The organism is Vreelandella andesensis (genome assembly GCF_003989795.1).
Classification (GTDB): Bacteria; Pseudomonadota; Gammaproteobacteria; order Pseudomonadales; family Halomonadaceae; genus Vreelandella; species Vreelandella andesensis.
Genome location: NZ_RZHG01000021.1, coordinates 102,506 through 126,588 on the forward strand (window position 1 = coordinate 102,506; position 24,083 = coordinate 126,588).

The window sequence follows — 24,083 nt, forward strand, 5'->3', positions numbered from 1 at the left end:
GCGTTGTAAAGAAATGATATTAATCAGCCTACACTGGGCGTGCCCGCTTCTCTCATTACTGTTACTTCATTGACTGCTGACACCCACCAGGCCCATTATTCAACATGGTAATTTTGAATAGAGATTGGCAATGACCATGGTTCCTCTCAGCACTCTAGGTAAACGTCTCAAGCAGTTAATGAATGAACACAGCATCAGTGATAGCGAGCTATCGAAGCGTTCAGGTGTTCCACAACCAAGCATTCACCGCCTTGTGCATGACAAAACCAAATCACCTAAATATGACAACGTCTCAAAAATAGCGCGCACGTTAGGTGTATCTGCTGATTTCCTGATGCACGGTATAGTAGATGACTCCGGCGCAAAGAATACCAACACGCAAGGTGCTTGTACTGCCGACACAGCCACAGGGATAGCGTCAGTATCGCTAGGGGTTGCCTCTTTTTTTCCTGTTGCCTCAGTGGTCGGCGGCACTGTCATCAGCGCTCTGAAAGCACTTAAAAAACCTAGATCGGTTAGCCCTCCTCCCGTCTATCTCTATCCACAACTCTCATGGCGAGAAACAAACCGCCTAGATGCTTTAAATGACCCTGAGTTTGTAAGCAAAAAAAACTGCGCTTATTCTGGTTACGAAGCTGCCGGGCGTGGTTTCTGGCTTACGATGAAAGGTGATGCCATGGCCGCTCCGATGGGCCAAATGCCGACACTCCCAGAAGGTATTAAGGTACTGTTTGATACCGGTAAACGCGTCACATCAGACACCCTCGTGCTCGTGATGCTCCCCTCCAGCAACACACTAACCTGTCGGTTACTCATTGAAGAAGCGGGCGAGCGACTGCTTAAGCCCCTCAACCCAGCCTACCCCATGACTCTAGTGAAGAGCGACACGTTAATTTTGGCGAGCGCACTAGAGGCACGAACAGCTCTCTAGAGCAAAGAAAAGAAGTAAGGAAAAGACACTGATATAATTTTATTCATAATGAATATTGAAAAAAATATTCAGTCGTTGTACTTTTCTGCCATGGGCTACCTAGCCCCACTTCAGCAAAGGAGCGATTGAATGCAATACTCAAACATAAAGTCTCAAAATTTAATGGTGGGCTCAGACTACCCTTTACCTTCAGACCTACGCCCGCCTGCTTTACCGCACCCTAGAAACACTTGGGAACTAACTGGCTCGAACAAGGGACTGTTCGCCAATATTATTCAGGCTGTTACTGAAGAAAACCTAGTACCCCCACTACTTTGCGTTCAGGCAGCGCTGGCCGTGGGAGCTTTGGTTCTACAAAACCAATTTACTGTTGAACGACCAAACGATGGAAAAGCGTTACCCCTTTCCCAGCTCGTGATAGGCATTGCTGAGTCAGGAGAGCGCAAATCCAAAATCATGGATGATTTCATGGCGCCAGTGACGGCTTATCTAGCCGCACAAGAGGACAAGCATACCCAAGCATGGCAACACTATGCTGAAGAGCAGATTGTGTGGGAAGGAACCTATAAGCGTTTAATGAGTAGGCGTACTAATGCCTTTGCAGACCGACTTGCGAAGGGAGGCAACGCGAGGATGTCTAAAGCAGCTAACTCCCTTTCTCTTGAACAAATAGAGCAAGCACTGGAACGGCTAAAAAAAGCTAAGCCCATACTGCCTAAGCGGGCAAGCATCGGTATCCTCAGCGATGCCACTCCTCAGGCAATACCTAAGTATATCAAGGAGCGGCGTATCAGCAGTTTAGGGATCATTACGCCCGAGGGAGAAGAAATACTCACCAACGGTATCAAGCATAAAAGCTCGATTCTCAACAAAGGCTACAGTGGCGAGGCAACTCAACGCTTTCGCGTCGGCGAAGGTGATCAAAGCTACAACGTACCGATTACCACATGTATTTTTGTGCAACCTGACGTTGCTGTGAAGGCCTTTGGCTCTCCTGGCGCTAAAATGCGTGGCACAGGGACACTGGCACGCGCTCTAATTGCCTTCCCACAAACCACGCAGGGCAACCGCCCACTGCAACCCCCTGAGGGTCATCAGCCAGTGCCCATAGGGACATCACGTTTTGCATTTCGGACACTCCCAGTATCACTATTAAATATCAAGGCGACGAAAAAGCGCTATCGGCGCTGGATATCTAAAAAGTTGTATCAGGCCGACCACCATTTGGGGGAAAAGCGCATCACACTGAAGCTTTCCAGAGAAGCAAAGGCACTCTGGCATCAGGCCTTCAACGAATGTGAATCCAATCTTCGGCCAGGCGGTCGCTATGCAGAATTCAAAGATCATGCGAGTAAATTACCAGATCAGTGGCTCCGCGTGGCAGCGATAATTCACAGTTACGATCAAGAACCGAGTGACGAAATATCCGTCAATACCCTGACGTCTGCCATCGAGCTGGTCAACGTATTCTCGACCGAATTTCAACGACTCTTCCCCATAATGAGCGAAGAGAGAAAGCACCACCTTGCTATGCAAAAATATATTGGTGACAAACGTCAACAGTGCCGCTATTTACCGAAAAAGGTAGTGACTTCCAACGGCCCTATTCGCCCCGTCAGCCGAGCCAACGTGGTCTTGGATCTGATGTGCCAGCAGCAGGAAATCAGGTTGGTGCCTTATCCGCGCCATACCCAGCAAGGCCGACCGACGAAGCCCATTGTGGTCATCGATTTATTCCCACTACAGCCCCACAGTCAGTGGGAATTTGATCAAGCCGTCCAACAAGAGTACCGCCTCGGTCAGCTCTGAACAGACTGGTCTCATATAGTCAGCCAACTAGCGCATTAAGCCCCGTGACAACAACTTTTTTGTCGTTCGGGAGCCGTAGGCAGCTCTTTAAAAAAAGGATTTAAATCGCCATTGTGTAAACGGCTTAACTATTCTCTTGTTAGCACTCCCCGTTTCGTTTACACATGTTCAGCATGAAATGGGGCTGAATAGTGCTGGGCGCCACGAGCGCCCTCACCGGTGGAGTCAAGTTAGGTATCGGCATTATGTGAACTGCCCCAATTTTAACAGAGTATCCATATCTTGAGAGGGTGGAGTTATGAACCTACCAAAACGATATTCCCTGGAAATTCGGGAGCGGGCTGTTCGTTTAGCCCCTAAACAGCATCCTTTTAAGTAGACAAAGAACCATTCCATTGCCAGCGAGCTCGGCTATACACCAGAGACTTTGAACGCCTCGTACAAACTAAAATAAATCGTCCACCATTGATCGTGCCGCTTTAACAACAGCATTTAATATGCAAACCAAAGAAGCTTCATTCTTTCAGATCAGTCAGCAACTCATTGCCAAAAATGTCGTCCAGACTCAACGCTTCCCAGAGCTTCGAAAAGTAAACGGCGACATCCTCCAACGAGCTGAGCTGGTCGACCTGCTTTTCCAACGTGACAGATAGCTCACCAAAACGGTCTTCCAGCAAGAAGATTAAAATATCTTTAGCCAGCCTCTCTTCCGCACGCTGAATGCAGCCTAACGTTTCTAATGATAAGCCCTGCCAACCTGGAATCTGCGTGCTCGGCTCGGTGCCCCGCCGTCCACCAAAATGCAGTGCGTAGCGCATTCGGCCAATGCGGCTGCTAGGCCCACTCCGCTCATCTATTACTTGGAGCTTTTTGAGCTTGTCGTAGAAAACATCTTCAACGGCATCACGAATTTGCTGATCGTTGGCATAGCACGTAAATAACTTGAGCGAGTGGTTCAGCCAGCAAATATTATCCGCTATTCGCTGCCCATAATCCTTGTGGGCCGTTGGCCAGTGGATCTTCTCTCCAGAGGAGAAATTGAACAGCATTGCCTTGATAAGCGAGGCCATCACCACCTCTTGATCCTTCTGCGACGGCGGGTTGTTCTTTGCATGCCCTCCCTTTGAGGCTCGCTGCGTTTTAGCACACTCAGGCGTAGGCACCACCATGGTGAGTGCGGCTAGGTGCCGCTCAGCCTCGACAAGAGAAGATGACATCTGGGAAAACAGTAAAGGCGCATCCCCACCTAGCTGACGTTCTGAGACCGCCGCCTGTAGGAGAGCATGTTGGCGGGCGACATAGAGCGCATGACTGAGCACTTGGTCGGCATAGCGCTTGCTCAGGGCCACTGAGGACGTTGATGTTGCCAACGGGTTATCAATGGGGATCGGCAAAACGGGAGGTGGCTCTGTCTCGCTCTGTTTGGCAGCAGCACCCTTTATTCTTTCGCGCTTACTTTCTTCGTCTTCCCACCCTTCGAGCGCTATGACACGCTCTACAGTCTGTTGAGCACGCATGGCCAAGGCGTCCGCTGGCCCTAGCAGCGCAGAATGAGGGTTGAAAGGCTGACAGGGGGGACGAACAAAAACACAGTCCCTTCCCCACATCGACGCAGCAGCAACGGGACGAGGCTCTTTAAAAGCGACTGGCTTGTTAGGCTGGGGTTTAGCTGACACGACATTCCCTAAAATCATCACCTACTGGCTCGGCTGAGAACAGCCATACTAACGATGCAAAAAAACCGACACCTCGCAAAAGCTATTGCCACCCCGCGGCTTATCACTCAAGAGATTCTGAACGCTTCAATAGAAACGTATGAATATCCACCTGGAGCTGTTCACATGAAATATCAAGAATTTGATATTCATTATTGAGTTTAAACAACTTCTGAGCCCACTCTGCGGCCAAGGCGTCGAGGTTGCCTTTGTGGCGATTGATCGCCTCAGGCTCGTTATACAACATGTTTTTAACCATGACGGCTAGCAAGACCTGATGCTCCTGCTCCGACGCGGGCCGGATACGCTTACTCCCACCTTTATGCGCCCGCAGCGAGTAATGCTTACCTTCAAGGTTGTTTAAGATATCCAGCGCCGTGAGGTGCCGCTGAGCCTCCAGCAGGCGAGATTGCATCAGCTGAAAGGAGCGCTTCAGGCTACTGTCAAATGCTCCCATGCCAGACGCTGTCATGGGTGACAAACCTCTTCGGTATTCGTACTGGACGGAAACGGCCTGACGAAGAGCCTGATCGGCATGATGATCGCGCTGCTGCTGCAGAGCAACTTGCCCCTGCCGCAAGGCGATAGGCTCACCTGCTTCATCAGGTCGATAGTTACCACACTCCAAGTCTGCGAACAGCTCGTCCAGGCGAGCATTTCGCTCTTCAGCATCTGACACACCAAGATGCTCGAACACCCGCTCCGTGACATGCCAGGCATGCCCCGTTAATTCGTCCCCAGCCCAGCGCATCGCTAACGCAGGCTGGACATGCTCAAACCGTTTCTGCTCATGCAAAGACTGTTCGTGTGTGTGGTTCACGCTTTGCTCTCTTCTTTTCAATTAGACAAAACGACTATACCAAGGTCTCGATAACTCAGTCAGCTCTCCTCAACCGGTTTAGATCACTAAGCGCTTTCAACCCCCTAGTGATCACTGCCAATGACACACCATCTCTATTCTGCCTACTTGTTGACGCTTATCGCTGAGTTAGCAATGCACATTTCAGCATTGATTGAACACACCCCACCAATTTAAACCAGGCTCATAAAAAAACAAAAAAATCAAACAGGCTGCTTAATGCAAGAACACTCCTAAGCAACTCGATAGAGCATCTCACCCGAACAAGCGAATATTTGGCCATCAAGCTAGCGCCAAAGAAGGAAGCACCCGATGACCAATTCATTACTAAGGCCCGAGCAAGTCGCAAAGCGACTAGGCATGAGCGTGAGCTGGGTCTACAGCAACAAGCACCGTATAGGTTACGTCCAATTAGGTAATGCTGTTCGCTTTGAACAGTGCGAAGTAGAGAGATATGCTGGGAGCTGCAAGCGCGGCCCTCAGAACGAGGAACGCAAATGGGAATCACAATCCGATACAGAGAAAGCCGCGACAAATGGATCGTCACGGAAACGCACAACGGTCAGCGACATCAACGCACGTTTGCTGGCAACCGGGAGGGCGAAAAACAGGCCCGAGAATACACAGCGGCACGCGAAGTTGCAATAAACGACGCAAAGTTTAATGGAGAAACAATGGGGCGTCAGCCACGGCGTACTTTCCTAGAAGGCGTTGAACGCTGGATAGATGAATATGACGTGGCGAGCCAGGTGAAAGCAATCCGGCCAGTGGTAGCTTACATGGGGTCAGACGTAATGCTGGGCATTGAAGCAGTAGACAAAGCCCGGCAAATGGCACGGGATCTGCGAAAGCAAGGACGCAGCCAGAGCACGATCAATAACCACGTTCAGGTAGTAAAACGGGTTCTAAATCTTGCTTACCGAGAGTGGGAGTGGATAAGCCAGCCGCTGGGGGACAAGCTCAAAAAGCCCAACCCAAAAAACGAGCGGCATGTTTATCTTACGGAGGGAGACTTGCGGCGACTGCTGCAGGCGATACCAGATAGTCGAGGCGATGATAAAAAAGTCATTGCCCTAGCAGCAGTTACGGGGCTGCGACAAGGCGAACTGTTATCGCTAGAGCCATCGAACGTGCATGGTGGTCGCATCATATTGCGACCAGATCAAACTAAGAACGGAAAGGTGCGTGTGATACCGGTACCCGCTGACGCACAATCGTGGCTGCATGACCTGCCATTTGCTAGTAAAAAGCACACGATCAGGGTGACGTTTGAAGCAGCACGAAAAGCAATTCAACGGGATGACCTAAGGTTTCACGACCTGCGACACAGCTACGCAAGTCTGTTAGCGCAAGCGGGCGAGAGCATGACACGGGTACGGGATCTGCTGGGACATTCCAGCCTGCTGGTGACGAGTCGATACAGCCATTTTTTCGATTCAGGCCTGGACGATATTGGGAAAAGACTGCCGCAGCTCAGCTCGGCGTTCTGCGACCAAACTGCGACCAGACACTAATCAGAGGCCGCCAAGAGCCATATTTTAGGCAAAAAAAAGGGGCCTAAGCCCCTGATTTTAAATATGGTGCCGGTGGCCAGACTCGAACTGGCACACCCGTGAAGGCGGCGGATTTTGAATCCGCTGCGTCTACCAATTCCGCCACACCGGCAATGGCTGCGTATTATACGGAGATAACCTCGCAGGTCAATCACATTGACTGACTTTATCCATCTAAAGCGCTATCCTATGCCGCCTGTTTGACCACTGAAAAGAGCCATTTCCATGCAGCGCGCGGATTTTCATTTCGAGTTACCCGACGAGCTAATTGCTCGCTACCCCTCTGAGCAGCGCAGCGATTGCCGTTTGCTATGCGTGGATGGCCAAAGCGGCGCGCTTGAACATCGCCGGTTTCCTGATTTGCTTGAGCTACTCGAGCCTGGCGACTTGCTGGTATTCAATGATACGCGCGTCATACCAGCGCGCTTACACGGCCACAAGGCTAGCGGCGGAAAAGTAGAAATGCTGCTGGAGCGCCCGCTGGATAGCCACCGTGGCTTAGCCCATATCCGTTCGAGTAAATCGCCAAAGCCTGGCACCGAACTGATCTTTGAAGGGGATATTCATGCGGTTGTTGAAGGCCGCCGCGATGCGCTGTTTGAGCTTCGCTTTTTAGGCGACACGCCGATGATTGCCCTGCTTGAAAAGCACGGCCATATGCCACTGCCGCCCTATATCACTCGTGACGATGAGCTGAGTGATCGGGAACGCTATCAAACTGTGTATGCCCGCCGCGACGGTGCAGTAGCAGCGCCTACTGCAGGCCTTCACTTTGATCAACCGTTATTGGATGCCCTAGCCGAAAAAGGCATTAACAGTGCATTTGTGACGTTGCACGTCGGCGCTGGCACCTTTCAGCCAGTGCGCGTCGATAACATCCTCGAACACCATATGCACAGCGAGTGGATTGAGGTTTCTGAGGCGGCCTGTCAGAAAGTTCGCGACACTCAGGCCGCCGGAAAACGAGTCATTGCTGTTGGTACTACCAGCGTGCGCTGCCTAGAAAGCGCGTGCCTGAAAAGTAGTGACGGCCAGATTGCCCCCTACAGCGGCGACACCGATATTTTTATCTACCCCGGCTACGAATGGCGCTGTGTGGATGCCCTGATTACTAATTTTCACCTGCCCGAATCAACCCTGCTGATGCTGGTTTCCGCGTTTGCAGGCCATGAACACATGATGCGCGCTTACCACGCGGCAGTTGACGAGCGCTACGCGTTCTTTAGTTATGGCGACGCCATGCTACTGATCCGCTAAACACGAAGCACCCAGCGCCCTAACCGATTATTGACGAGTTATTTAGATGCGAAATGAATGTTTTATGCACTTTGAGCGCCTTGCCGACGATGGCCGTGCGCGCCGGGGGCGTTTGCACTTTCCCCGCGGCACCGTAGAAACCCCCACCTTTATGCCGGTGGGCACCTACGGCACGGTGAAGGGCATGACACCAGACTCCGTGAAAGAGATTGGCGCTGAAATCATTCTCGGCAATACCTTCCACCTTTGGCTGCGCCCAGGCACCGACGTTATTGAAGCCCATGGCGATCTGCACGATTTTGCCCAGTGGGACAAGCCTATTCTGACCGATTCCGGCGGTTTTCAGGTATTTTCCCTGGGTGAAATGCGCAAAATCACCGAACAAGGCGTGCACTTCCGCTCGCCGGTAGATGGCAGCAAGGTGTTTATGGGGCCTGAAGAATCTATGGCCGTCCAGCGCGCTTTAGGCTCTGACGTTGTAATGATTTTCGACGAGTGCACACCGTACCCCGCCACCTTTGAAGAAGCGGAAAAATCCATGGAGCTTTCGCTACGTTGGGCGAAACGCTCACGCGATGCACATGGTGATTCGCCTTCAGCGCTGTTCGGCATTATTCAAGGTGGCATGCACCCTGAACTTCGCGAGCGCTCATTAAAAGGGCTGCTCGACATTGGCTTTGATGGCTTAGCCATTGGCGGGCTGTCGGTGGGCGAACCTAAAGAAGAGATGATCAAAGTACTCGATTATCTGCCGACATGGATGCCTGACGACACCCCGCGCTACCTAATGGGCGTCGGCAAACCAGAAGACTTGGTTGAAGGCGTGCGCCGCGGCGTTGACATGTTTGATTGCGTGATGCCCACCCGTAATGCACGCAACGGCCACCTGTTTACGTCAGAAGGTACCGTCAAGATCCGTAACGCCAAGCATCGCTTTGATACCCGACCGCTTGATGAGGCGTGCGACTGCTATACCTGTAAGAATTTCTCACGTGGCTATCTGCACCATCTGGATCGTTGCAACGAAATGCTCGGTTCCATGCTCAATACCATCCATAACTTACGCTACTACCAACGGGTAATGGCTGATTTGCGCGCGGCAATCGAAGCGGGTACATTGACGACCTTTGTGGAAGGCTTTTACGCTCAGCGCGGTCTGCCAGTGCCTCCCCTAGCGAATTAATCGCCTCCCGCCGTTGGCGGTTGGTTTAATCGGTTCACCCATTGAGTTTTCTAACCCAGGAGTTCTCTGCAATGCTGGATTTCTTCATCTCACCAGCCCATGCCCAAGAAGCCGCAGCCGGCGGTGGCATCGCGCAAATTGTTATGCTGGTTGGTTTTGTACTGATTTTTTACTTCCTGCTGTGGCGCCCCCAGGCGAAGCGCGCTAAGCAACACAAACAGCTGGTTACCAGCTTGGCCAAAGGCGATGAAGTCGTCATCGGTGGCGGCCTTGTTGGTCGCGTGACCAAAGTTAATGATGAGTTCCTAACCCTGGAAGTGTCTGAAGGCACCGAAGTTAACGTGCAGAAAAATGCCGTTGCTGCCGTACTTCCTAAAGGTACTATTAAGTCCATCTAACGCCTGCATCTCCCCCTGCCGATTCAGTGCCAGCCACCCCGGCAGGGGTGACATGGTAGCCACGATGGTGAACTTTGCTGTGCGCGGTTTGTCCGTGCACAGCAATTCCGTTTGTAATTGAAGGCAGGGCTTGCATGCTCAACCGTTACCCCCTGTGGAAGTATCTGCTGATACTGGTCGTCCTGGTGGTTGGCCTTATCTATTCGCTTCCCAATTTATTCCCCGCAGATCCCGCCATCCAGGTTAGTGATGCCCAAGGCGACTCGCTGGATGAACGGCAAATATCCCGCGTTGAAGAAGCACTCCTTGATAGCGATATTGCTATTAAAGCTATTGAAGAAGCGAATGGCCAATGGCTGATTCGCCTGCAGAATGACGATGATCAGCTAGATGCTCGTGATATTGCCACCGACGTGCTTGGCAGTGACGCAACTGTCGCACTCAACCTCGCTGACGCTACCCCTGGTTGGCTGCAAGCCTTTTCCGCATCCCCCATGACGCTGGGCCTCGATTTACGCGGAGGCGTACACTTCTTACTCGAAGTGGATATGGACGCCGCGCTTACCCAGCGCCTGGAAGTGAATGCCAGCGCCATGCGTGAACTGCTTCGAACAGAGCGCATTCGCTATCGTAATACCACCATCGAAGAGCGCTCACTTTCAATCGACTTTGGAAGCACAGAAGACCGCGATACCGCTCGGCGCTTGATTAACCGCGACTTTCCTAACTTTGAATATAGCAGTGAAGGCGATGGCCGCGCCGCTAGCCTCGTGATGACGCTAACCGATCAAACCGTTAGCGAGATTCAGGACTATGCGATTAATCAAAACTTAACCACGCTACGTAATCGCGTGAACGAACTGGGTGTGGCTGAGCCGATGGTTCAACGCCAAGGTCCTAGTCAAATCGTCGTTGAGTTGCCCGGCGTTCAAGATACCGTGGCGGCAAAGCGCATTGTAGGCGCGACGGCGAACCTGGAGTTTCGCCTAGAGGCGCGCAACGATACGCCTGATGCGGAAACCGAGCGCTTCGCATTTCGTAATGAACCAGCCCGTTCAGCAGTGTTAATGCGCGATGTCATTATTACCGGTGACAGCGTATCCAACGCGAGCAATAGCTTTGATGAAAATGGTCGTCCACAGGTCAACATTAACCTAGACGGCACCGGCGGTACGCTAATGAACCGCGCCACGCGCACCAACATCGGGCGCAATATGGCAGTGCTGTTCATTGAGCATAAAAGTGAAGACCGGGTAGAAATAGACCCCGAAACGGGCGAAGAAACGACTGTACGTGAGCCTTACACCGAACGCGGCTTGATCAGCCTTGCCACCATCCAAAGTGCGCTGGGCAATAGCTTCCGGATCACCGGCTTAGACTCACCAACGGAAGCGGCAGAGCTTTCACTTCTGCTTCGCTCTGGTTCATTGGCCGCCCCTATCTACTTTGTGCAGGAGCGCACCATTGGCCCAAGTCTGGGTGCCGAAAACATTGAACGTGGCCTGCTGTCAGTTCAAATCGGCTTGCTGCTAGTCGTTCTGTTTATGCTGGTACGCTACAAAGTGTTTGGTGTGTTTGCCAACATCGCTCTGGCGCTAAACTTAACGCTGCTCGTCGCTGTGATGTCGATGCTAGGTGCCACGTTAACGCTACCGGGCATTGCTGGGATCGTTCTTACGCTAGGCATGGCAGTGGATGCCAACGTGCTGATATTCGAGCGCATACGCGAAGAATTGCGCAACGGCCTGTCCATTCAGCAGGCGATCCATGCGGGCTACGAGCGCGCCTTCACCTCTATCGTGGATGCCAACATCACCACGCTATTGGTAGCCGTGATTCTATTTTCGATCGGTACCGGCCCGGTGAAAGGGTTTGCCGTTACGCTCTCTATTGGCATTTTGACCTCCATGTTTACGGCACTGCTGGTGACGCGCGCCATGGTCAACCTGACCTATGGCAGCAAACCCGTCAAAAAGCTGTGGATTTAATAAGCATGGATCTGAATGACATAGATCTGAATGACATAGATTTGAAAAGCATGGATTTGAAAAGCATGGATCTGAACCACGTGCTTAGCCCAGACTTTAAGAGGTGGTAATGAAACCCCTATCACAACTGCAAATCGACTTTATGGGACGACGAAACCTTGCGTTCGTTATCTCTGCCGTGCTGCTAGTAATATCGATTGGCGCGATTATTTTTCAGCAGCTAAATCTTGGGCTGGACTTTACTGGCGGTACGCTGGTCGAAGTGCGCTACGGCGCAGCGCCTTCCCTAGACGCTATTCGTCAATTACTCGAAGACAGTGGCTTCCAAGACGTGTCGGTACAAACGTTTGGAGCGTCGACAGAAGTACTTATTCGCCTTCAGCAGGCGTTCGATGCTGATGTCGGCAACGAAGTCGTCAGTTTGCTACGCGCCAATGGCGATAGCGTTAGCCTCGTGCGGGCCGAGTTTGTTGGCGCACAGGTCGGCGACCAGTTACGTGACCAAAGTGGCTTAGGCCTAATGGTGGCTTTGGGCGTGGTAATGCTTTACGTTGCCTTCCGCTTTCAATACAAATTTGCTCTTGGCGCCCTGCTGGCCCTGCTACACGATGTCATCATCGTTGTCGGTATCTTTGCGTTGTTTCAGCTGGACTTCGATCTAACGGTATTGGCAGCGATCTTGGCTGTTATTGGCTATTCGCTAAACGATACGATTGTTGTCTATGACCGTATCCGCGAGACTATTCGCACATCGCGCATTGATGATATGCCGCAAATCTTCAACGAAGCGATCAATGCCACGCTATCCCGCACGCTCGCCACGTCTGGCACTACTATATTGGTGTTACTGGCGTTGCTACTGCTGGGTGGCGATATGATTGAGAATTTTGCCGTTGCACTGCTGATTGGCGTTGTCGTAGGCACCTTCTCTTCGGTTTATATCTCGGGCGCGCTACTTATCCCGTTGAGGCTTTCACGGGAAGATCTTATCCCCACCAAGAAAGAGCTGGACGAAGAGGAAGAAGAGCTGCCTTAAACAACAGCTCTGTCGCGCCAACGCCTTAACTGGCGCACAACAAAAAAGCCCTGCTGGTTCTCACCAGCAGGGCTTTTTAATTAGATCATTTTTTAACGTTTAAAAATGCGGTGCCAATTGCTTAATCAAGGCCTTGTACAGTCGCGGCCCGGCGGCCATTAACTGGCCTTCAGCATTCACTGATGGCTTGCCATCAGGCGTACCCATCAACGCCCCGGCCTCTTTCAGCAATAACGTACCCACCAGCATATCCTGCTCTTCAAGACCTAGGACAAAAACACTGTCTACACGGCCACAGGCAAGCTCGCAAATATCCAGCAGGCCGCTGCCAGAAGCCAACATGGCGTCTACCTGGGGCGCTAGCTGTTGAGTAACGGTTAAGTAAGTCGGTAAATGATTTGGGCGCAACCAGGTTTCCGGCAGGCTCATTGCTACACGCGTACCGCTAATGGCGGTAGGCTTGCTAACGCGCATGCGCTTGTCATTGTACTGGGCGCCACGGCCGCGGCTGGCGATATACTCATCGTCAGCAAAAGGGCAGATAAGCACCGCATGCTCGGGACGACCTTTAACGAGACACACCACTGAGAGAGCAAAGCCTTTTCCTGCCACCGCTAAATTGGAATAGCCGTGCATTGGTTCAATTTTCCAGACAACATCAGCACCTTCGCCTTCGCCCGCTTTATGGGGCGTATAGCGGCCACTGAAGCCGTGCAGGGGGTACCCTCGCTGCAACTGCTGAACAATGGTAGCCTCTGCTTTGCGAGCTGTGTCTTCTAGCAAGCGGTCGAGGTTAAATTCATCGTGAGCATTTTCAATGCGCTCACGAACACGTAAAAAGTGTTCAACAGCGCCACGCGCAGCGCGCAGCGTAAATTGGACCATAGGGTTCATGATCGGGCCTTGTCACAGTGATGTTAAAGAACGGGGGCAGTGGCAGGACTGCTTTGGCGCGCAATTCTAACAGAGCCCCCTCGGGCATGCCATCGACTCATGCTAAACTGCGCATTTCCCGCACTTGATTACCGAGCCCATTATGCTTGAGCGCATCCGTATTGTTCTTATTGGCACTAGTCATCCTGGTAACATTGGCGGCGTCGCCCGCGCCATGCACAACATGGGCTTAGCCGATTTGGCCCTGGTGGCACCGCGCTGTGAGGTGATTACCCAAGACAGCATTTCCCGCGCTTCGGGGGCCGACCACCTGCTTCATGAGGCAAAGGTTTACCCTACCCTTGAAGACGCTGTTGCTGACTGCACGCTTGCCGTGGGTGCCAGCGCCCGCTCGCGCACGCTCCCTTGGCCGATGATATCCCCCCGCGAACTGGCCGAACGTCTGCCCGGTGAATGCCAGCCTGAAAACTCACATGTCGCTCTGGTATTCGGTCGCGAGGACAGCGGCTTAACGAATGCCGAATTGCAGCGCTGTCATGCCCATGTGCATATCCCTACCAATGCAGATTTCAGCTCGCTAAACCTAGCCGCCGCCGTTCAGGTCATCGCATACGAGTGCCGTATGGCATGGCTTAGTCAACAAGGCACCGTCAACACCGCACAGGAAGATAATGACGCGCTGGCGACTCACATCGAGCTAGAGCGCTACTTTGAGCACCTGGAACGCACACTGATTGCTATTGAATTTCATGACCCAGCGCAGCCGCGACAGTTGATGGCTAGACTGCGCCGTCTTTACCTACGTGCTCGCCCTGAAAAAATGGAAATGAATATTCTGCGTGGCATTCTTTCAGCAACCGAAAAAGCGGCAGACCAACATCGCCCACGATCTTGATAATAACAGCAGACTGAGCAACCTAAACTTGAAGTCGCATCAGTGTGCCCCAAGCTATTTTCCTGAACCCTATGTTGCACTAACCATATTCCAAAAAATGATGATTGCCGCCTTTTAACGCCCAAGGATCACTTATGTTTCAACGCCTACGTGAAGACATTAATAGCGTATTCGACCGCGACCCCGCGGCACGTAACTTTCTCGAGGTGCTGACCAACTACCCCGGCCTGCACGCCTTGCTGCTTCACCGCTGCAGTCACTGGTTATGGAAGAAAAACCTTAAATGGTTGGCGCGAACGCTATCGACGTTTTCACGTTGGTTGACCGGTATTGAGATCCACCCAGGCGCCACCATTGGCCGACGCTTCTTTATTGATCACGGCATGGGCGTGGTGATCGGTGAAACGGCGTTGGTTGGCAACAACGTAACTCTCTATCAAGGCGTTACCTTAGGCGGCACCAGTTGGAATAAAGGCAAGCGACACCCTACATTGGGAGATGGGGTCATTGTTGGCGCTGGCGCTAAAATTCTTGGTCCTTTCACCGTTGGCGCGGGAGCCAAGATTGGCTCTAACGCCGTGGTTACCAAAGAAGTCCCTTCAGGCGCGACGGTGGTTGGCATTCCGGGCAAAATCGTTAAACGCGCGGACCCCGATGTCGAGGAAGCGTTAGACGTTGACCCGGCTCGGCGAGAAGCGATTTGCCAAAAATTTGGCTTCGATGCGTATGGTGTTAGCCAAGATATGCCCGACCCCGTGGCACGTTCGATGCAGGCGATGCTTGACCATATGCACGCCGTCGATGAGCGCATTGAGCGTATGTGCTCGACACTGCGCAAACTAGATGCCAACTACCGCGACGGCCAATTACCGACCCTGCGGGATGAAGACTTCGCGGATATTTTGGACGAAAACGACACCGGCTGCCCAGGCGTTGGCAAAAACAGCCACGCCTCTAACGTCAGCGCCGGGGCGAACAAGACAGACGCCGTTAGCACCCAACAAACCGCTCACAATTCCACTACTAATCCAGAGACTGACTCAACGACATCGCGCAATAGTTGACCAAAGCACTCAGGATTTCCATAATGGCGCTACATTTGCCGTAAGTGCGCTGAGGTTCAGCGTCGAGGTGCCTGTTATGCGCTTGACCACTAAAGGCCGTTACGCCGTTACCGCCATGCTCGATTTGGCGATAAATACTCCTCAAGGCCCTACTAGCCTTGGGGATATCTCGCAGCGTCAGGAAATTTCGCTCTCCTATCTTGAACAACTATTTGCACACTTACGCCGTGCAGGCCTCGTTAACAGCGTGCGCGGCCCAGGTGGCGGCTATTTACTGGCTAAGCCGGCCGAAGACATCAGTGTTTCCCAAGTGATTGATGCCGTAAATGAGACCGTGGATGCAACACGTTGCCAAGGGCTTTCAGACTGCCAACAAGGCGATACCTGCCTAACCCACCATCTGTGGTGTGAGCTGTCAGGACAGATTCGTAACTTCCTTGATGACACTAGCCTTGCACAACTCATGCAGCGCCCCGATGTAATACGCATTGCCTCTCGGCAGAAGCAGCGCGTAGAAGCAGGCATTCTCGCCTCATCCCCTTAACGGCCTTCACCGCACGTTGGACTCTATGACGATGACTTCCCCCTCTTCGCTGCCGATTTATTTGGACTATGCCGCGACGACACCGGTAGATACCCGCGTGGCTGACGTCATGCAGCGCTACTTAACCGTTGACCAGCTATTCGCCAACCCCGCCTCGCGCAGCCATATGCTGGGCTGGCAGGCAGAACAGGTGGTAGAGCAGGCCCGTCGCCAAGTAGCAGACACCGTTGGCGCGGACCCACGTGAAATGGTTTGGACCAGTGGTGCCACTGAAGCCAACAATCTAGCGCTGATTGGCTATATGCGCGCCAACCGTGAGCGCGGCATGCATTTAGTTACCTCTACCATTGAGCATAAAGCGATTGTCGATACTGCCCACGCCTTAGAAAGCGAAGGTTTTGAGGTGACGTGGCTAACGCCAGGACGAGACGGCCGCACTTCCCCTGAACAGTTGCGCGCAGCCATGCGTGATGACACGGCACTGGTGTCGTTAATGGCAGTCAATAATGAATTGGGCAGCATTAACGATATTGCCGCGCTGGCAGACGTTGCCCATGAGTTTGGTGCCGTTTTTCACACCGATGCGGCACAAGCCGTGGGGCGCATTCCATTAGATGTGGTGGCGCAACAGATCGATTTAATGTCGCTGTCTGGTCACAAAACTTACGGCCCTAAAGGGGTTGGGGCGCTCTATGTTAAGCGCCATCCCGATATACGCATAGAAGCACTTATCCATGGCGGCGGCCACGAACGGGGCATGCGTTCCGGAACACTTCCGACCCATCAAATTGCGGGCATGGGTGAAGCATTTGCACTTATGCAACACCAACAGCAGGAAGATCAAGCCCATATTGCTCAGCTACGTGAACGCTTCCTAAAGGGGCTAGAAGATGTTGATGGCGTCTTTGCCAATTCCCCATTGGAAAATGTCGTTCCCAATATTTTAAATCTGGCGTTTCAAGGGGTAGATGGCGAATCCCTATTGATGGCACTGCGCGATGTGGCCGTGTCAACCGGCTCTGCCTGTAACTCTGCTAGCGTCGACCCTTCCTATGTTTTATTGGGAATTGGTACGCCGCGCGCCCTTGCACTCTCGTCGTTGCGTTTTAGCTTTGGGCGTTTTACCACCGATGCCGACATTGATTACGCGCTGACACTACTGCGCCACGCGTTATGCGGACTACGCTCAACGCGTTAAACGGCTGATGCCACCACTAAGCAACCAGCCTACCGACTTCTTTAAGGAGGACGCCCCAATGGCAACTCTCAACATTACCCCTTCTGCTGCTCAGCAAATCCGTCACGTTCTCGATGAGCGTGGCCAGGGCCTTGGGCTGCGTGTTTCCGTTAAGCCTAGCGGCTGCTCAGGCTATAGCTACGTGCTCGATTTTGCCGATGACGTCAACGATGACGAAATCCGCTTTGAGGAGCATGGCGCCAGCGTGTATGTCGCTCCGGACGCGCTAGAAATACTCAACGGCAGTGAAGTGGACTATGTAAGCGAAGGACTGAATCGGTTTTTCCGTTTCAACAATCCTAACGTGAAAGATGAGTGCGGCTGTGGCGAAAGCTTCACGGTCTAAGTGGTTAGCGCTGCATCACCGGTATTCATCATCCCCTTGAGGCGCTATAATCGCGCCCACTCGGCAACCGGTAATGCAAAAGCAGTACTGCCGACTCATTTTTCCTGCGCCGCCTCGGCTTTCCGGGGCGGCACTTCTGGTTTATGCCTCTTAAGGAGATTCCACCATGGCTATTGAACGTACCCTTTCTATTATCAAGCCTGATGCCGTTGCTAAAAATGCGATTGGCGACATCATTTCTCGCTTTGAAAAAGCAGGCTTGAACGTTATTGCGGCTAAGATGGTTCATCTTTCTGAAGATAAAGCTGGCGGTTTCTACGCCGAACACAAAGAGCGTCCTTTCTTTAAAGACCTCGTTGGCTTCATGACCTCTGGCCCCGTCGTCGTTCAAGTATTGGAAGGCGAAGGCGCTATTGCTAAAAACCGCGATTTGATGGGCGCTACTAACCCGAAAGAAGCGGCACCCGGCACTATCCGCGCTGACTTTGCGGAAACAATTGACGCTAACGCTGTCCATGGTTCTGATTCTCCGGAAAGCGCTGAACGCGAAATTAGCTACTTCTTCGGTAACGATGAAATTTGCCCGCGCTAAACCAAGCGTGCCGCCGATTCAACATCCGTTGCCGGCCATTTTCGCGGGGGTTATGCCCCCGCCTTTTCTCTGAACGCTGACCGCCATGACCACTACCGTAGCTCAACATACGCCTTCCTCTCGCTCCTCGACTGAAAGCGAACCTGCCGCCACTAACGCGCCAGAGCGCCAGAACCTGCTTGGTATGTCTCGTGAGCAGATGGAGGATTTCTTTTTGTCGATTGGTGAAAAGAAATTCCGCGCTGCCCAGGTAATGAAGTGGATTCACCAGGAAGGTAGCGATGACTTTTCCTTGATGACCAATCTATCGAAGCCGTTGCGAGAAAAACTTGCAACCGTGGCTGAGATTCGTGGTCCTGGCGTTGTCTATGAAGGGACTTCTACCGACGGCACACGCAAGTGGGTCTTGGAAGTAGAAGATGGCAGTTACGTGGAAACGGTGCTGATTCCTGCAGAGAACGGCAAGCGCCGTACACTCTGCGTCTCATCCCAAGTAGGCTGCTCGTTAGACTGCAGCTTTTGCTCGACAGGCAAACAAGGCTTCCAGCGCAACCTGACCGCCGCCGAAATTATCGGCCAAGTGTGGGTCGCCCAGCGTAGCGTTGGCCCGCGTCGCGACACCGCCAATCGCCCGGTGACCAACGTAGTCATGATGGGCATGGGCGAGCCGCTGCTCAACTTTGATAACGTTGTGCCAGCAATGAAGCTGATGCTAGACGATAACGGCTATGGACTTTCTAAACGCCGCGTCACGCTTTCAACCTCAGGCGTTGTGCCGATGATAGATAAGCTTGGCGATGAAATTGACGTTAGCTTAGCCATTTCGTTGCATGCCTCTACCGATGAGCTACGCAACGAGCTAGTACCGATTAATCGTAAATATAATATCCGCGCACTTCTGGACGCTTGTCACCGTTACCTTTCCAAATGCCCGGATAATCGTCAGGTTACCATTGAATACACACTCATTAGAGATGTGAACGACCAGCAGGAGCATGCCGAGCAAATGGCGGCGCTATTGAAAGAACTGCCCTGTAAAATCAATTTGATACCGTTTAACCCATTCCCTAACTCAGGCTATGAAAAGCCCTCGCGCAACCAAGTGATGCGCTTTCAGCAATGGCTATATGACCTGGGTTATAACGCTACCGTCCGCATAACACGAGGCGATGATATTGACGCTGCTTGTGGCCAATTGGTCGGGCGTGTGAAAGACCGCACTAAGCGAAGTGCACGCTATATTCAGTCCGTGCAGCTTGATGCGGACTAAACCGCCATTATCTTGACTTACGCTGTATGCAGCGCTTTGATGGACAGGTTTTCAAACCACCATTATCGCAATGTTGCCGAATAACGACATGTCTGATGGTCACTGCAAGATGGCTATTAGAAGATGGCTACTAGAAGATGGCTATTAGAAGATGGTTGCTAGAAAATAGTTACTACAACAAATAGTTACTAAAAATAGTTACTGAAATTAGTTACTACAAGAGGGTGTACATGACCGGTCACCGCAGGCATTTTTGCCCACTAAGGGCCCCCATGCTGTGCGTGCTAGTAAGCAGCATGTTGTTAGCCGGCTGTGCCACGTCTGGTAGTGCGCCTTCTCAAGCTGACGATGGCGCTGCGGACGCATACACACAGCTTGGGGTTGCTTACCTAGAACGTGACAACCTACCCCGGGCACTTAGCGCGCTGGATCGTGCACTTGAAATTAATCCACGCAATGCCGAGGCACTTCAGGCGCTCGCACTGGTCTATCAACAGCAAAGCGAATATGAGCTTGCACGTCGTTATTTTCAGCAAGCGATTAAATCAGCGCCCTCTTTTACACGTGCGCGTAACAATTACGCGGCGTTTTTATATCAGCAGGGGCAGTTTAACGCCGCCTGCGAGCAGTTAGAAACCGCATCTCACGATGCCCAGTATGCTAATCGTGCCCAGTTGTTTACTAACCTAGGGCAATGCTATCTGGCAGCCGATAACATTGATGAAGCGCGCAAACGCCTACTGCGCGCAGTAAGCATTGATCCACGTAGACCGCGTGGATATTTATTATTAGCCGAACTTGAAGTTTCACAGGGCAATTACGGTCAAGCCTGGGAGCCGCTGCAGAGCTATTTGCAGCTTGCCGGGCAAGATCCGATGGCGTTGGAAATGGCGATCGATATCGCCCACGCCCGTGGTGATCACGCTGCGGCTGCGAACTACCAGCGCTTATTGAATATTGACTAACGGTGCCCTGACCACCTAATTATTGAAGGATGCTCAGCTATGAGCGATACACAATCACACGATAATGTTACAACCTCTAGCCCAACGGCCACACCTGGCGAGCTTCTCTCACGCCAACGCGAAGCACTCGGCATACCGCTTACTGATGCCGCACGAGCGCTTAATTTACGCCCTGCCGTCGTCGACGGTTTAGAACAAGATAATTACGAAGAAATACCTGTTGCCGCTTATCGCCGTGGCTATTTGCGTGCTTATGCAAGATACCTCGACATGGATGACCGTTTAGTACTCGAGGCCTATCAGGCTAACCACGGCAATGCAGAGACAGATCGTCGAGTGACCCCCGTTTCCGTCTCTCGGCCACCGTCACGAATTGGCGCGTGGTTATTTAAGCTAGTCACCCTACTGGTAATTATTGCCTTAATTGCCGTCACCGTTATGTGGTGGCAAAGCCGTGGTGGCAGTGAGCCACCCAGCATGGGAAGCAACGCCTCTCTAGAAGATGGTAGTGGCTCTACAGGTACGCTGGCCGGCAATACAACACCGACTGAGCAAACGCTGGCCGCTGCACCTCAGCTGCCGAACAACGCACCTGCACAGCAAGCGGATACCGCTGAGGGCGTTAATGAGGAAGCGGCTAATGCCGCGGCGACAGCCGTTGAGTCGGCATCAGAGTTGTCTATTTCTTCCGAAGCAACAGAAGAGGCTGAGCTGGCCTCGGCAGATACCGCAGAGCAAGCGGACGCCGTCACCGACAGCGAAGACAACGCGACCCAAACGCCCCCCGCAACGAACCCCAACTTGCTTGAGCTTACGTTTAACGAGCAGTCGTGGACTGAAATTTTTGATGCCAATAACCAGCGGGTGTTCGTTGGCCTGCAAACGCCTGGTACCACAGCCAGTGTTGAGGGCGAACCGCCTTTTCGTTTAACTATCGGCAATGCCACCGGTGTAGCACTGCGCTATGAAGGCAAGGACGTTAATCTTGTCCAGCGCGCCGGTGCTAACAATGTTGCCCGCTTTTCCCTGGGAGAGTGACCCGTCTTATGCACGCCCCTTCTCCGATTAAACGCCGTTTTTCACGCCAGATACACGTTGGTAACGTTGCTGTGGGTGGTGATGCACCCATTGCCGTTCAAAGTATGACCAACACGAATACGCTGGACGTCGACGCCACCGTGGCACAAATTCAGCAGCTGGAAAAAGCGGGTGCCGATATCGTTCGCGTTTCTGTGCCCGATATGGATGCCGCTGAAAGCTTCGGCAAAATCAAGCAGCGCGTCGATGTACCGCTGGTGGCAGACATTCATTTTGACTACAAAATTGCCCTGCGTGTTGCCGAACTGGGCGTCGACTGCTTGCGTATTAACCCAGGCAACATTGGCCGAGAAGACCGGGTGCGCGCGGTCGTTAGCGCAGCACGCGATAACGGCATACCAATCCGTATCGGCGTCAATGCCGGATCACTGGAAAAAGACCTACAGAAAAAGTATGGCGAGCCTACTCCCGCAGCGTTAGTGGAGTCGGCAATGCGTCATATCGATTATCTGGACCGCCTCGATTTTCAAGAATTTAAAGTCAGTGTAAAAGCCTCAGATGTATTTATGGCGGTAGCAGCTTACCGCGACCTGGCTACTCGTATCGAGCAGCCACTTCACCTGGGCATTACCGAAGCAGGCGGCCTACGCGCTGGCACGGTAAAATCGTCAATTGGCCTTGGCATGCTGCTTATGGATGGCATTGGCGACACCATTCGCGTCTCACTCGCCGCCGACCCGGTTGAAGAGATCAAGGTGGGCTTTGACATGTTAAAAAGCCTACGGCTGCGGTCGAAGGGGATTAACTTTATTGCCTGCCCCAGCTGCTCACGGCAAAACTTTGACGTTATCAGCACGATGAACCAGCTAGAAGAACGGCTTGAAGACGTCATGACCCCGCTGGACGTATCGGTGATTGGCTGCGTCGTGAATGGCCCAGGTGAAGCGAAAGAAACCGATATCGGTCTCACCGGCGGCTCACCTGCCAACTTGGTTTATATCGATGGCAAACCTGCTAGTAAGCTGCGTAACGACCACTTGGTAGATGACCTTGAAAAGCTAATCCGCGACAAAGTCCGCCAAAAACAGCAGCAACAAGACGATATGATTGCTCGCAGCGTGTAAGACCGAGCAAGAGATACCCAGCCTGGAGGCGGACATAACATTGACCTCCCCCTCCAGCGCTGTCTCCCATACAAGGAGTTTTCATTGAGCAAGTCCGCCGCAAAAAAAATTCAAGCGATTCGTGGTATGAACGACCTGTTGCCTAGCGAGAGTCCTCGCTGGCAATTTTTTGAAGCCAAGGTGCGCCAGCTCATGCACCGTTATGGCTTCGATGAAATCCGTACGCCCATTGTTGAACAAACGGCGCTATTTGCTCGCTCCATTGGCGAAGTTACCGATATTGTCGAAAAAGAGATGTACACGTTCGACGACCGTAACGGCGACAGCCTGACGCTGCGGCCCGAAGGTACCGCCAGCTGTGTGCGGGCAGCGATGGAACATGGCTTGCTACATAACCAAACGCAACGGTTATGGTATCAAGGCCCCATGTTCCGCCACGAGCGCCCCCAAAAGGGCCGGTATCGCCAATTCCATCAGGTAGGCGTAGAAACGTACGGCTTTGATGGGCCAGATATTGATGCCGAAGTCATTCTGCTTTCAGCTCGCCTATGGCAAGAGCTGGGCTTACTGGAACACGTGACGCTAGAGCTTAACTCACTAGGTTCCACCGACGCGCGGGCAGCCTATCGCGACAAACTCGTTGCTTATTTTGAACAGCATCACGATGTCCTTGATGACGACTCCAAGCGTCGCCTCACCACCAACCCGCTGCGCATTTTAGACGCCAAGAACCCAGCAATGGCGGACATGCTAAACCGTGCGCCGCAGCTAATGGATCATTTGGACGATGAGTCGCGCGCACATTTCGAGCAACTCAAAGCAATGCTGGATGCGGCGGGCATTGACTACGTCGTCAATCCGCGTTTGGTACGGGGGCTTGATTACTACTGCCGTACGGTGTTCGAGTGGACAACCACTGCCCTAGGCAGCCAAGGCACAGTATGCGCTGGCGGCCGCTACGATGGTCTCGTTGAACAGCTAGGTGGAAAACCCACGCCCGCCGTTGGTTTTGCCATGGGTATCGAACGCTTAATATTGCTACTGGAAACGTTAGGTCTGGTTCCAGAAGAAGCCTTAGGTGGCTGTGATGTTTATCTACTCCCCATGGACGACAACGCTACTATTGTCGCCCTCACACTGGCCGAAAAACTGCGTAGTGAACTGCCAACCCTTAGGCTGCAACTACACTGTGGCGGCGGCAGTTTTAAAAGCCGTATGAAAAAAGCGGACAAAAGCAACGCACCTGTTGCAGTCTTATTGGGCGAAGATGAGCTAGCAGAGCAAACCGCAACGCTTAAGTTCCTGCGAGACGATCGCGAACAGTTGCGCGTATCTCAGGCTGAGCTGGCCGCGACACTGCAAAACCTAATGTCCCACTAACCTCA

General features: G+C 52.5%; 22 protein-coding genes and 1 tRNA gene. 19 read left to right on the plus strand and 4 right to left on the minus strand.

Features of this window, described 5'->3' with window-relative positions; genetic code table 11:
• Positions 1-130: 130 nt before the first annotated feature.
• Both ELY33_RS12345 and ELY33_RS12350 read left to right on the plus strand, forming a co-directional pair.
• Positions 131-931 (plus strand): XRE family transcriptional regulator, encoded by an 801-nt coding sequence (locus ELY33_RS12345; protein ID WP_126948216.1) that lies wholly within the window; start codon positions 131-133, stop codon positions 929-931.
• 129 nt (positions 932-1,060) lie between these two features.
• Complete coding sequence (locus ELY33_RS12350; protein WP_126948217.1) at positions 1,061-2,740, plus strand: DUF3987 domain-containing protein; 1,680 nt, start codon at positions 1,061-1,063, stop codon at positions 2,738-2,740.
• A 515-nt stretch (positions 2,741-3,255) separates the two neighbouring features.
• On the opposite strand, the gene ELY33_RS12355 is transcribed toward ELY33_RS12350, so the two are convergent.
• Together ELY33_RS12355 and ELY33_RS12360 are read right to left on the minus strand one after the other, a co-directional pair.
• Positions 3,256-4,416 (minus strand): hypothetical protein, encoded by a 1,161-nt coding sequence (locus ELY33_RS12355; RefSeq protein ID WP_126948218.1) that lies wholly within the window; start codon positions 4,414-4,416, stop codon positions 3,256-3,258.
• Positions 4,417-4,519: 103 nt separating this feature from the next.
• A complete protein-coding gene (locus ELY33_RS12360) occupies positions 4,520-5,275 on the minus strand; it encodes a hypothetical protein (protein ID WP_126948219.1) in 756 nt (251 codons plus the stop codon).
• A 536-nt stretch (positions 5,276-5,811) separates the two neighbouring features.
• Between ELY33_RS12360 and ELY33_RS12365 the strand changes: the two genes are divergently transcribed.
• Entirely contained in the window at positions 5,812-6,828 is a 1,017-nt protein-coding gene (locus ELY33_RS12365) for a tyrosine-type recombinase/integrase (RefSeq protein WP_126948220.1), read from the plus strand.
• A 64-nt stretch (positions 6,829-6,892) separates the two neighbouring features.
• Here ELY33_RS12365 and ELY33_RS12370 read toward each other — a convergent pair.
• Positions 6,893-6,979, minus strand: a tRNA-Leu gene (locus tag ELY33_RS12370).
• Positions 6,980-7,092: 113 nt separating this feature from the next.
• On the opposite strand from ELY33_RS12370, the gene queA reads away from it, so the two are divergent.
• The 5 genes from queA (at position 7,093) to secF (ending at position 12,729) form a co-directional block, all read left to right on the plus strand.
• Positions 7,093-8,124, plus strand: a complete 1,032-nt coding sequence (gene queA, locus ELY33_RS12375; protein ID WP_126948221.1) for a tRNA preQ1(34) S-adenosylmethionine ribosyltransferase-isomerase QueA — start codon at positions 7,093-7,095, stop codon at positions 8,122-8,124.
• 64 nt (positions 8,125-8,188) lie between these two features.
• Complete coding sequence (gene tgt, locus ELY33_RS12380; protein ID WP_126948222.1) at positions 8,189-9,307, plus strand: tRNA guanosine(34) transglycosylase Tgt; 1,119 nt, start codon at positions 8,189-8,191, stop codon at positions 9,305-9,307.
• Between the two features lie 71 nt (positions 9,308-9,378).
• Complete coding sequence (gene yajC / locus ELY33_RS12385) at positions 9,379-9,705, plus strand: preprotein translocase subunit YajC (RefSeq protein WP_083001259.1); 327 nt, start codon at positions 9,379-9,381, stop codon at positions 9,703-9,705.
• Between the two features lie 134 nt (positions 9,706-9,839).
• Positions 9,840-11,693: a protein translocase subunit SecD gene (gene secD, locus ELY33_RS12390; RefSeq protein ID WP_126948223.1), complete on the plus strand. Its 1,854-nt coding sequence runs from the start codon at positions 9,840-9,842 to the stop codon at positions 11,691-11,693.
• 109 nt (positions 11,694-11,802) lie between these two features.
• Positions 11,803-12,729, plus strand: a complete 927-nt coding sequence (gene secF / locus ELY33_RS12395) for a protein translocase subunit SecF (protein ID WP_126948224.1) — start codon at positions 11,803-11,805, stop codon at positions 12,727-12,729.
• 99 nt (positions 12,730-12,828) lie between these two features.
• Here secF and ELY33_RS12400 read toward each other — a convergent pair whose 3' ends face one another.
• Positions 12,829-13,623: an inositol monophosphatase family protein gene (locus ELY33_RS12400; RefSeq protein ID WP_126948225.1), complete on the minus strand. Its 795-nt coding sequence runs from the start codon at positions 13,621-13,623 to the stop codon at positions 12,829-12,831.
• 142 nt (positions 13,624-13,765) lie between these two features.
• Here ELY33_RS12400 and trmJ point away from each other — a divergent pair, with 142 nt between their 5' ends.
• From trmJ to hisS, 11 genes are all read left to right on the plus strand, one after another.
• Positions 13,766-14,518 (plus strand): tRNA (cytosine(32)/uridine(32)-2'-O)-methyltransferase TrmJ, encoded by a 753-nt coding sequence (gene trmJ, locus ELY33_RS12405; RefSeq protein ID WP_126948226.1) that lies wholly within the window; start codon positions 13,766-13,768, stop codon positions 14,516-14,518.
• 134 nt (positions 14,519-14,652) lie between these two features.
• Positions 14,653-15,582: a serine O-acetyltransferase gene (cysE, locus tag ELY33_RS12410; protein WP_126948227.1), complete on the plus strand. Its 930-nt coding sequence runs from the start codon at positions 14,653-14,655 to the stop codon at positions 15,580-15,582.
• Positions 15,583-15,658: 76 nt separating this feature from the next.
• Positions 15,659-16,126 carry a Fe-S cluster assembly transcriptional regulator IscR gene (gene iscR / locus ELY33_RS12415; protein WP_126948228.1) on the plus strand — a complete coding sequence of 156 codons (468 nt, stop codon included), beginning with the start codon at positions 15,659-15,661 and terminating at the stop codon, positions 16,124-16,126.
• Between the two features lie 31 nt (positions 16,127-16,157).
• The gene (locus tag ELY33_RS12420) at positions 16,158-17,324 is read left to right on the plus strand and encodes an aminotransferase class V-fold PLP-dependent enzyme (RefSeq protein ID WP_126948229.1); all 1,167 of its coding nucleotides are present in this window, start codon (positions 16,158-16,160) and stop codon (positions 17,322-17,324) included.
• Between the two features lie 58 nt (positions 17,325-17,382).
• Positions 17,383-17,709, plus strand: coding sequence for a HesB/IscA family protein (locus ELY33_RS12425; RefSeq protein WP_126948230.1), 327 nt, complete (start codon positions 17,383-17,385; stop codon positions 17,707-17,709).
• A gap of 166 nt (positions 17,710-17,875) precedes the next feature.
• Positions 17,876-18,301 (plus strand): nucleoside-diphosphate kinase, encoded by a 426-nt coding sequence (gene ndk, locus ELY33_RS12430; RefSeq protein ID WP_126948231.1) that lies wholly within the window; start codon positions 17,876-17,878, stop codon positions 18,299-18,301.
• Positions 18,302-18,386: 85 nt separating this feature from the next.
• The gene (rlmN, locus tag ELY33_RS12435) at positions 18,387-19,571 is read left to right on the plus strand and encodes a dual-specificity RNA methyltransferase RlmN (protein ID WP_126948232.1); all 1,185 of its coding nucleotides are present in this window, start codon (positions 18,387-18,389) and stop codon (positions 19,569-19,571) included.
• 230 nt (positions 19,572-19,801) lie between these two features.
• On the plus strand, positions 19,802-20,536 hold the full coding sequence (gene pilW / locus ELY33_RS12440) for a type IV pilus biogenesis/stability protein PilW (RefSeq protein ID WP_126948233.1): 735 nt from the start codon (positions 19,802-19,804) through the stop codon (positions 20,534-20,536).
• A gap of 39 nt (positions 20,537-20,575) precedes the next feature.
• Complete coding sequence (locus ELY33_RS12445) at positions 20,576-21,574, plus strand: RodZ domain-containing protein (RefSeq protein ID WP_126948234.1); 999 nt, start codon at positions 20,576-20,578, stop codon at positions 21,572-21,574.
• 8 nt (positions 21,575-21,582) lie between these two features.
• The gene (gene ispG, locus ELY33_RS12450; RefSeq protein ID WP_126948235.1) at positions 21,583-22,698 is read left to right on the plus strand and encodes a flavodoxin-dependent (E)-4-hydroxy-3-methylbut-2-enyl-diphosphate synthase; all 1,116 of its coding nucleotides are present in this window, start codon (positions 21,583-21,585) and stop codon (positions 22,696-22,698) included.
• Between the two features lie 84 nt (positions 22,699-22,782).
• A complete protein-coding gene (hisS, locus tag ELY33_RS12455) occupies positions 22,783-24,078 on the plus strand; it encodes a histidine--tRNA ligase (RefSeq protein WP_126948236.1) in 1,296 nt (431 codons plus the stop codon).
• Positions 24,079-24,083 lie beyond the last annotated feature (5 nt).

Bases quoted from the DNA above. Each gene is read 5' to 3' on its own strand.
- ELY33_RS12345 (WP_126948216.1), top strand. From the start codon at position 131: ATGACCATGGTTCCTCTCAGCACTCTAGGTAAACGTCTCAAGCAGTTA.
- ELY33_RS12350 (WP_126948217.1), top strand. From the start codon at position 1,061: ATGCAATACTCAAACATAAAGTCTCAAAATTTAATGGTGGGCTCAGAC.
- ELY33_RS12365 (WP_126948220.1), top strand. From the start codon at position 5,812: ATGGGAATCACAATCCGATACAGAGAAAGCCGCGACAAATGGATCGTC.
- queA (WP_126948221.1), top strand. From the start codon at position 7,093: ATGCAGCGCGCGGATTTTCATTTCGAGTTACCCGACGAGCTAATTGCT.
- tgt (WP_126948222.1), top strand. From the start codon at position 8,189: ATGCACTTTGAGCGCCTTGCCGACGATGGCCGTGCGCGCCGGGGGCGT.
- yajC (WP_083001259.1), top strand. From the start codon at position 9,379: ATGCTGGATTTCTTCATCTCACCAGCCCATGCCCAAGAAGCCGCAGCC.
- secD (WP_126948223.1), top strand. From the start codon at position 9,840: ATGCTCAACCGTTACCCCCTGTGGAAGTATCTGCTGATACTGGTCGTC.
- secF (WP_126948224.1), top strand. From the start codon at position 11,803: ATGAAACCCCTATCACAACTGCAAATCGACTTTATGGGACGACGAAAC.
- ELY33_RS12400 (WP_126948225.1), bottom strand. From the start codon at position 13,623: ATGAACCCTATGGTCCAATTTACGCTGCGCGCTGCGCGTGGCGCTGTT.
- trmJ (WP_126948226.1), top strand. From the start codon at position 13,766: ATGCTTGAGCGCATCCGTATTGTTCTTATTGGCACTAGTCATCCTGGT.
- cysE (WP_126948227.1), top strand. From the start codon at position 14,653: ATGTTTCAACGCCTACGTGAAGACATTAATAGCGTATTCGACCGCGAC.
- iscR (WP_126948228.1), top strand. From the start codon at position 15,659: ATGCGCTTGACCACTAAAGGCCGTTACGCCGTTACCGCCATGCTCGAT.
- ELY33_RS12420 (WP_126948229.1), top strand. From the start codon at position 16,158: ATGACTTCCCCCTCTTCGCTGCCGATTTATTTGGACTATGCCGCGACG.
- ELY33_RS12425 (WP_126948230.1), top strand. From the start codon at position 17,383: ATGGCAACTCTCAACATTACCCCTTCTGCTGCTCAGCAAATCCGTCAC.
- ndk (WP_126948231.1), top strand. From the start codon at position 17,876: ATGGCTATTGAACGTACCCTTTCTATTATCAAGCCTGATGCCGTTGCT.
- rlmN (WP_126948232.1), top strand. From the start codon at position 18,387: ATGACCACTACCGTAGCTCAACATACGCCTTCCTCTCGCTCCTCGACT.
- pilW (WP_126948233.1), top strand. From the start codon at position 19,802: ATGACCGGTCACCGCAGGCATTTTTGCCCACTAAGGGCCCCCATGCTG.
- ELY33_RS12445 (WP_126948234.1), top strand. From the start codon at position 20,576: ATGAGCGATACACAATCACACGATAATGTTACAACCTCTAGCCCAACG.
- ispG (WP_126948235.1), top strand. From the start codon at position 21,583: ATGCACGCCCCTTCTCCGATTAAACGCCGTTTTTCACGCCAGATACAC.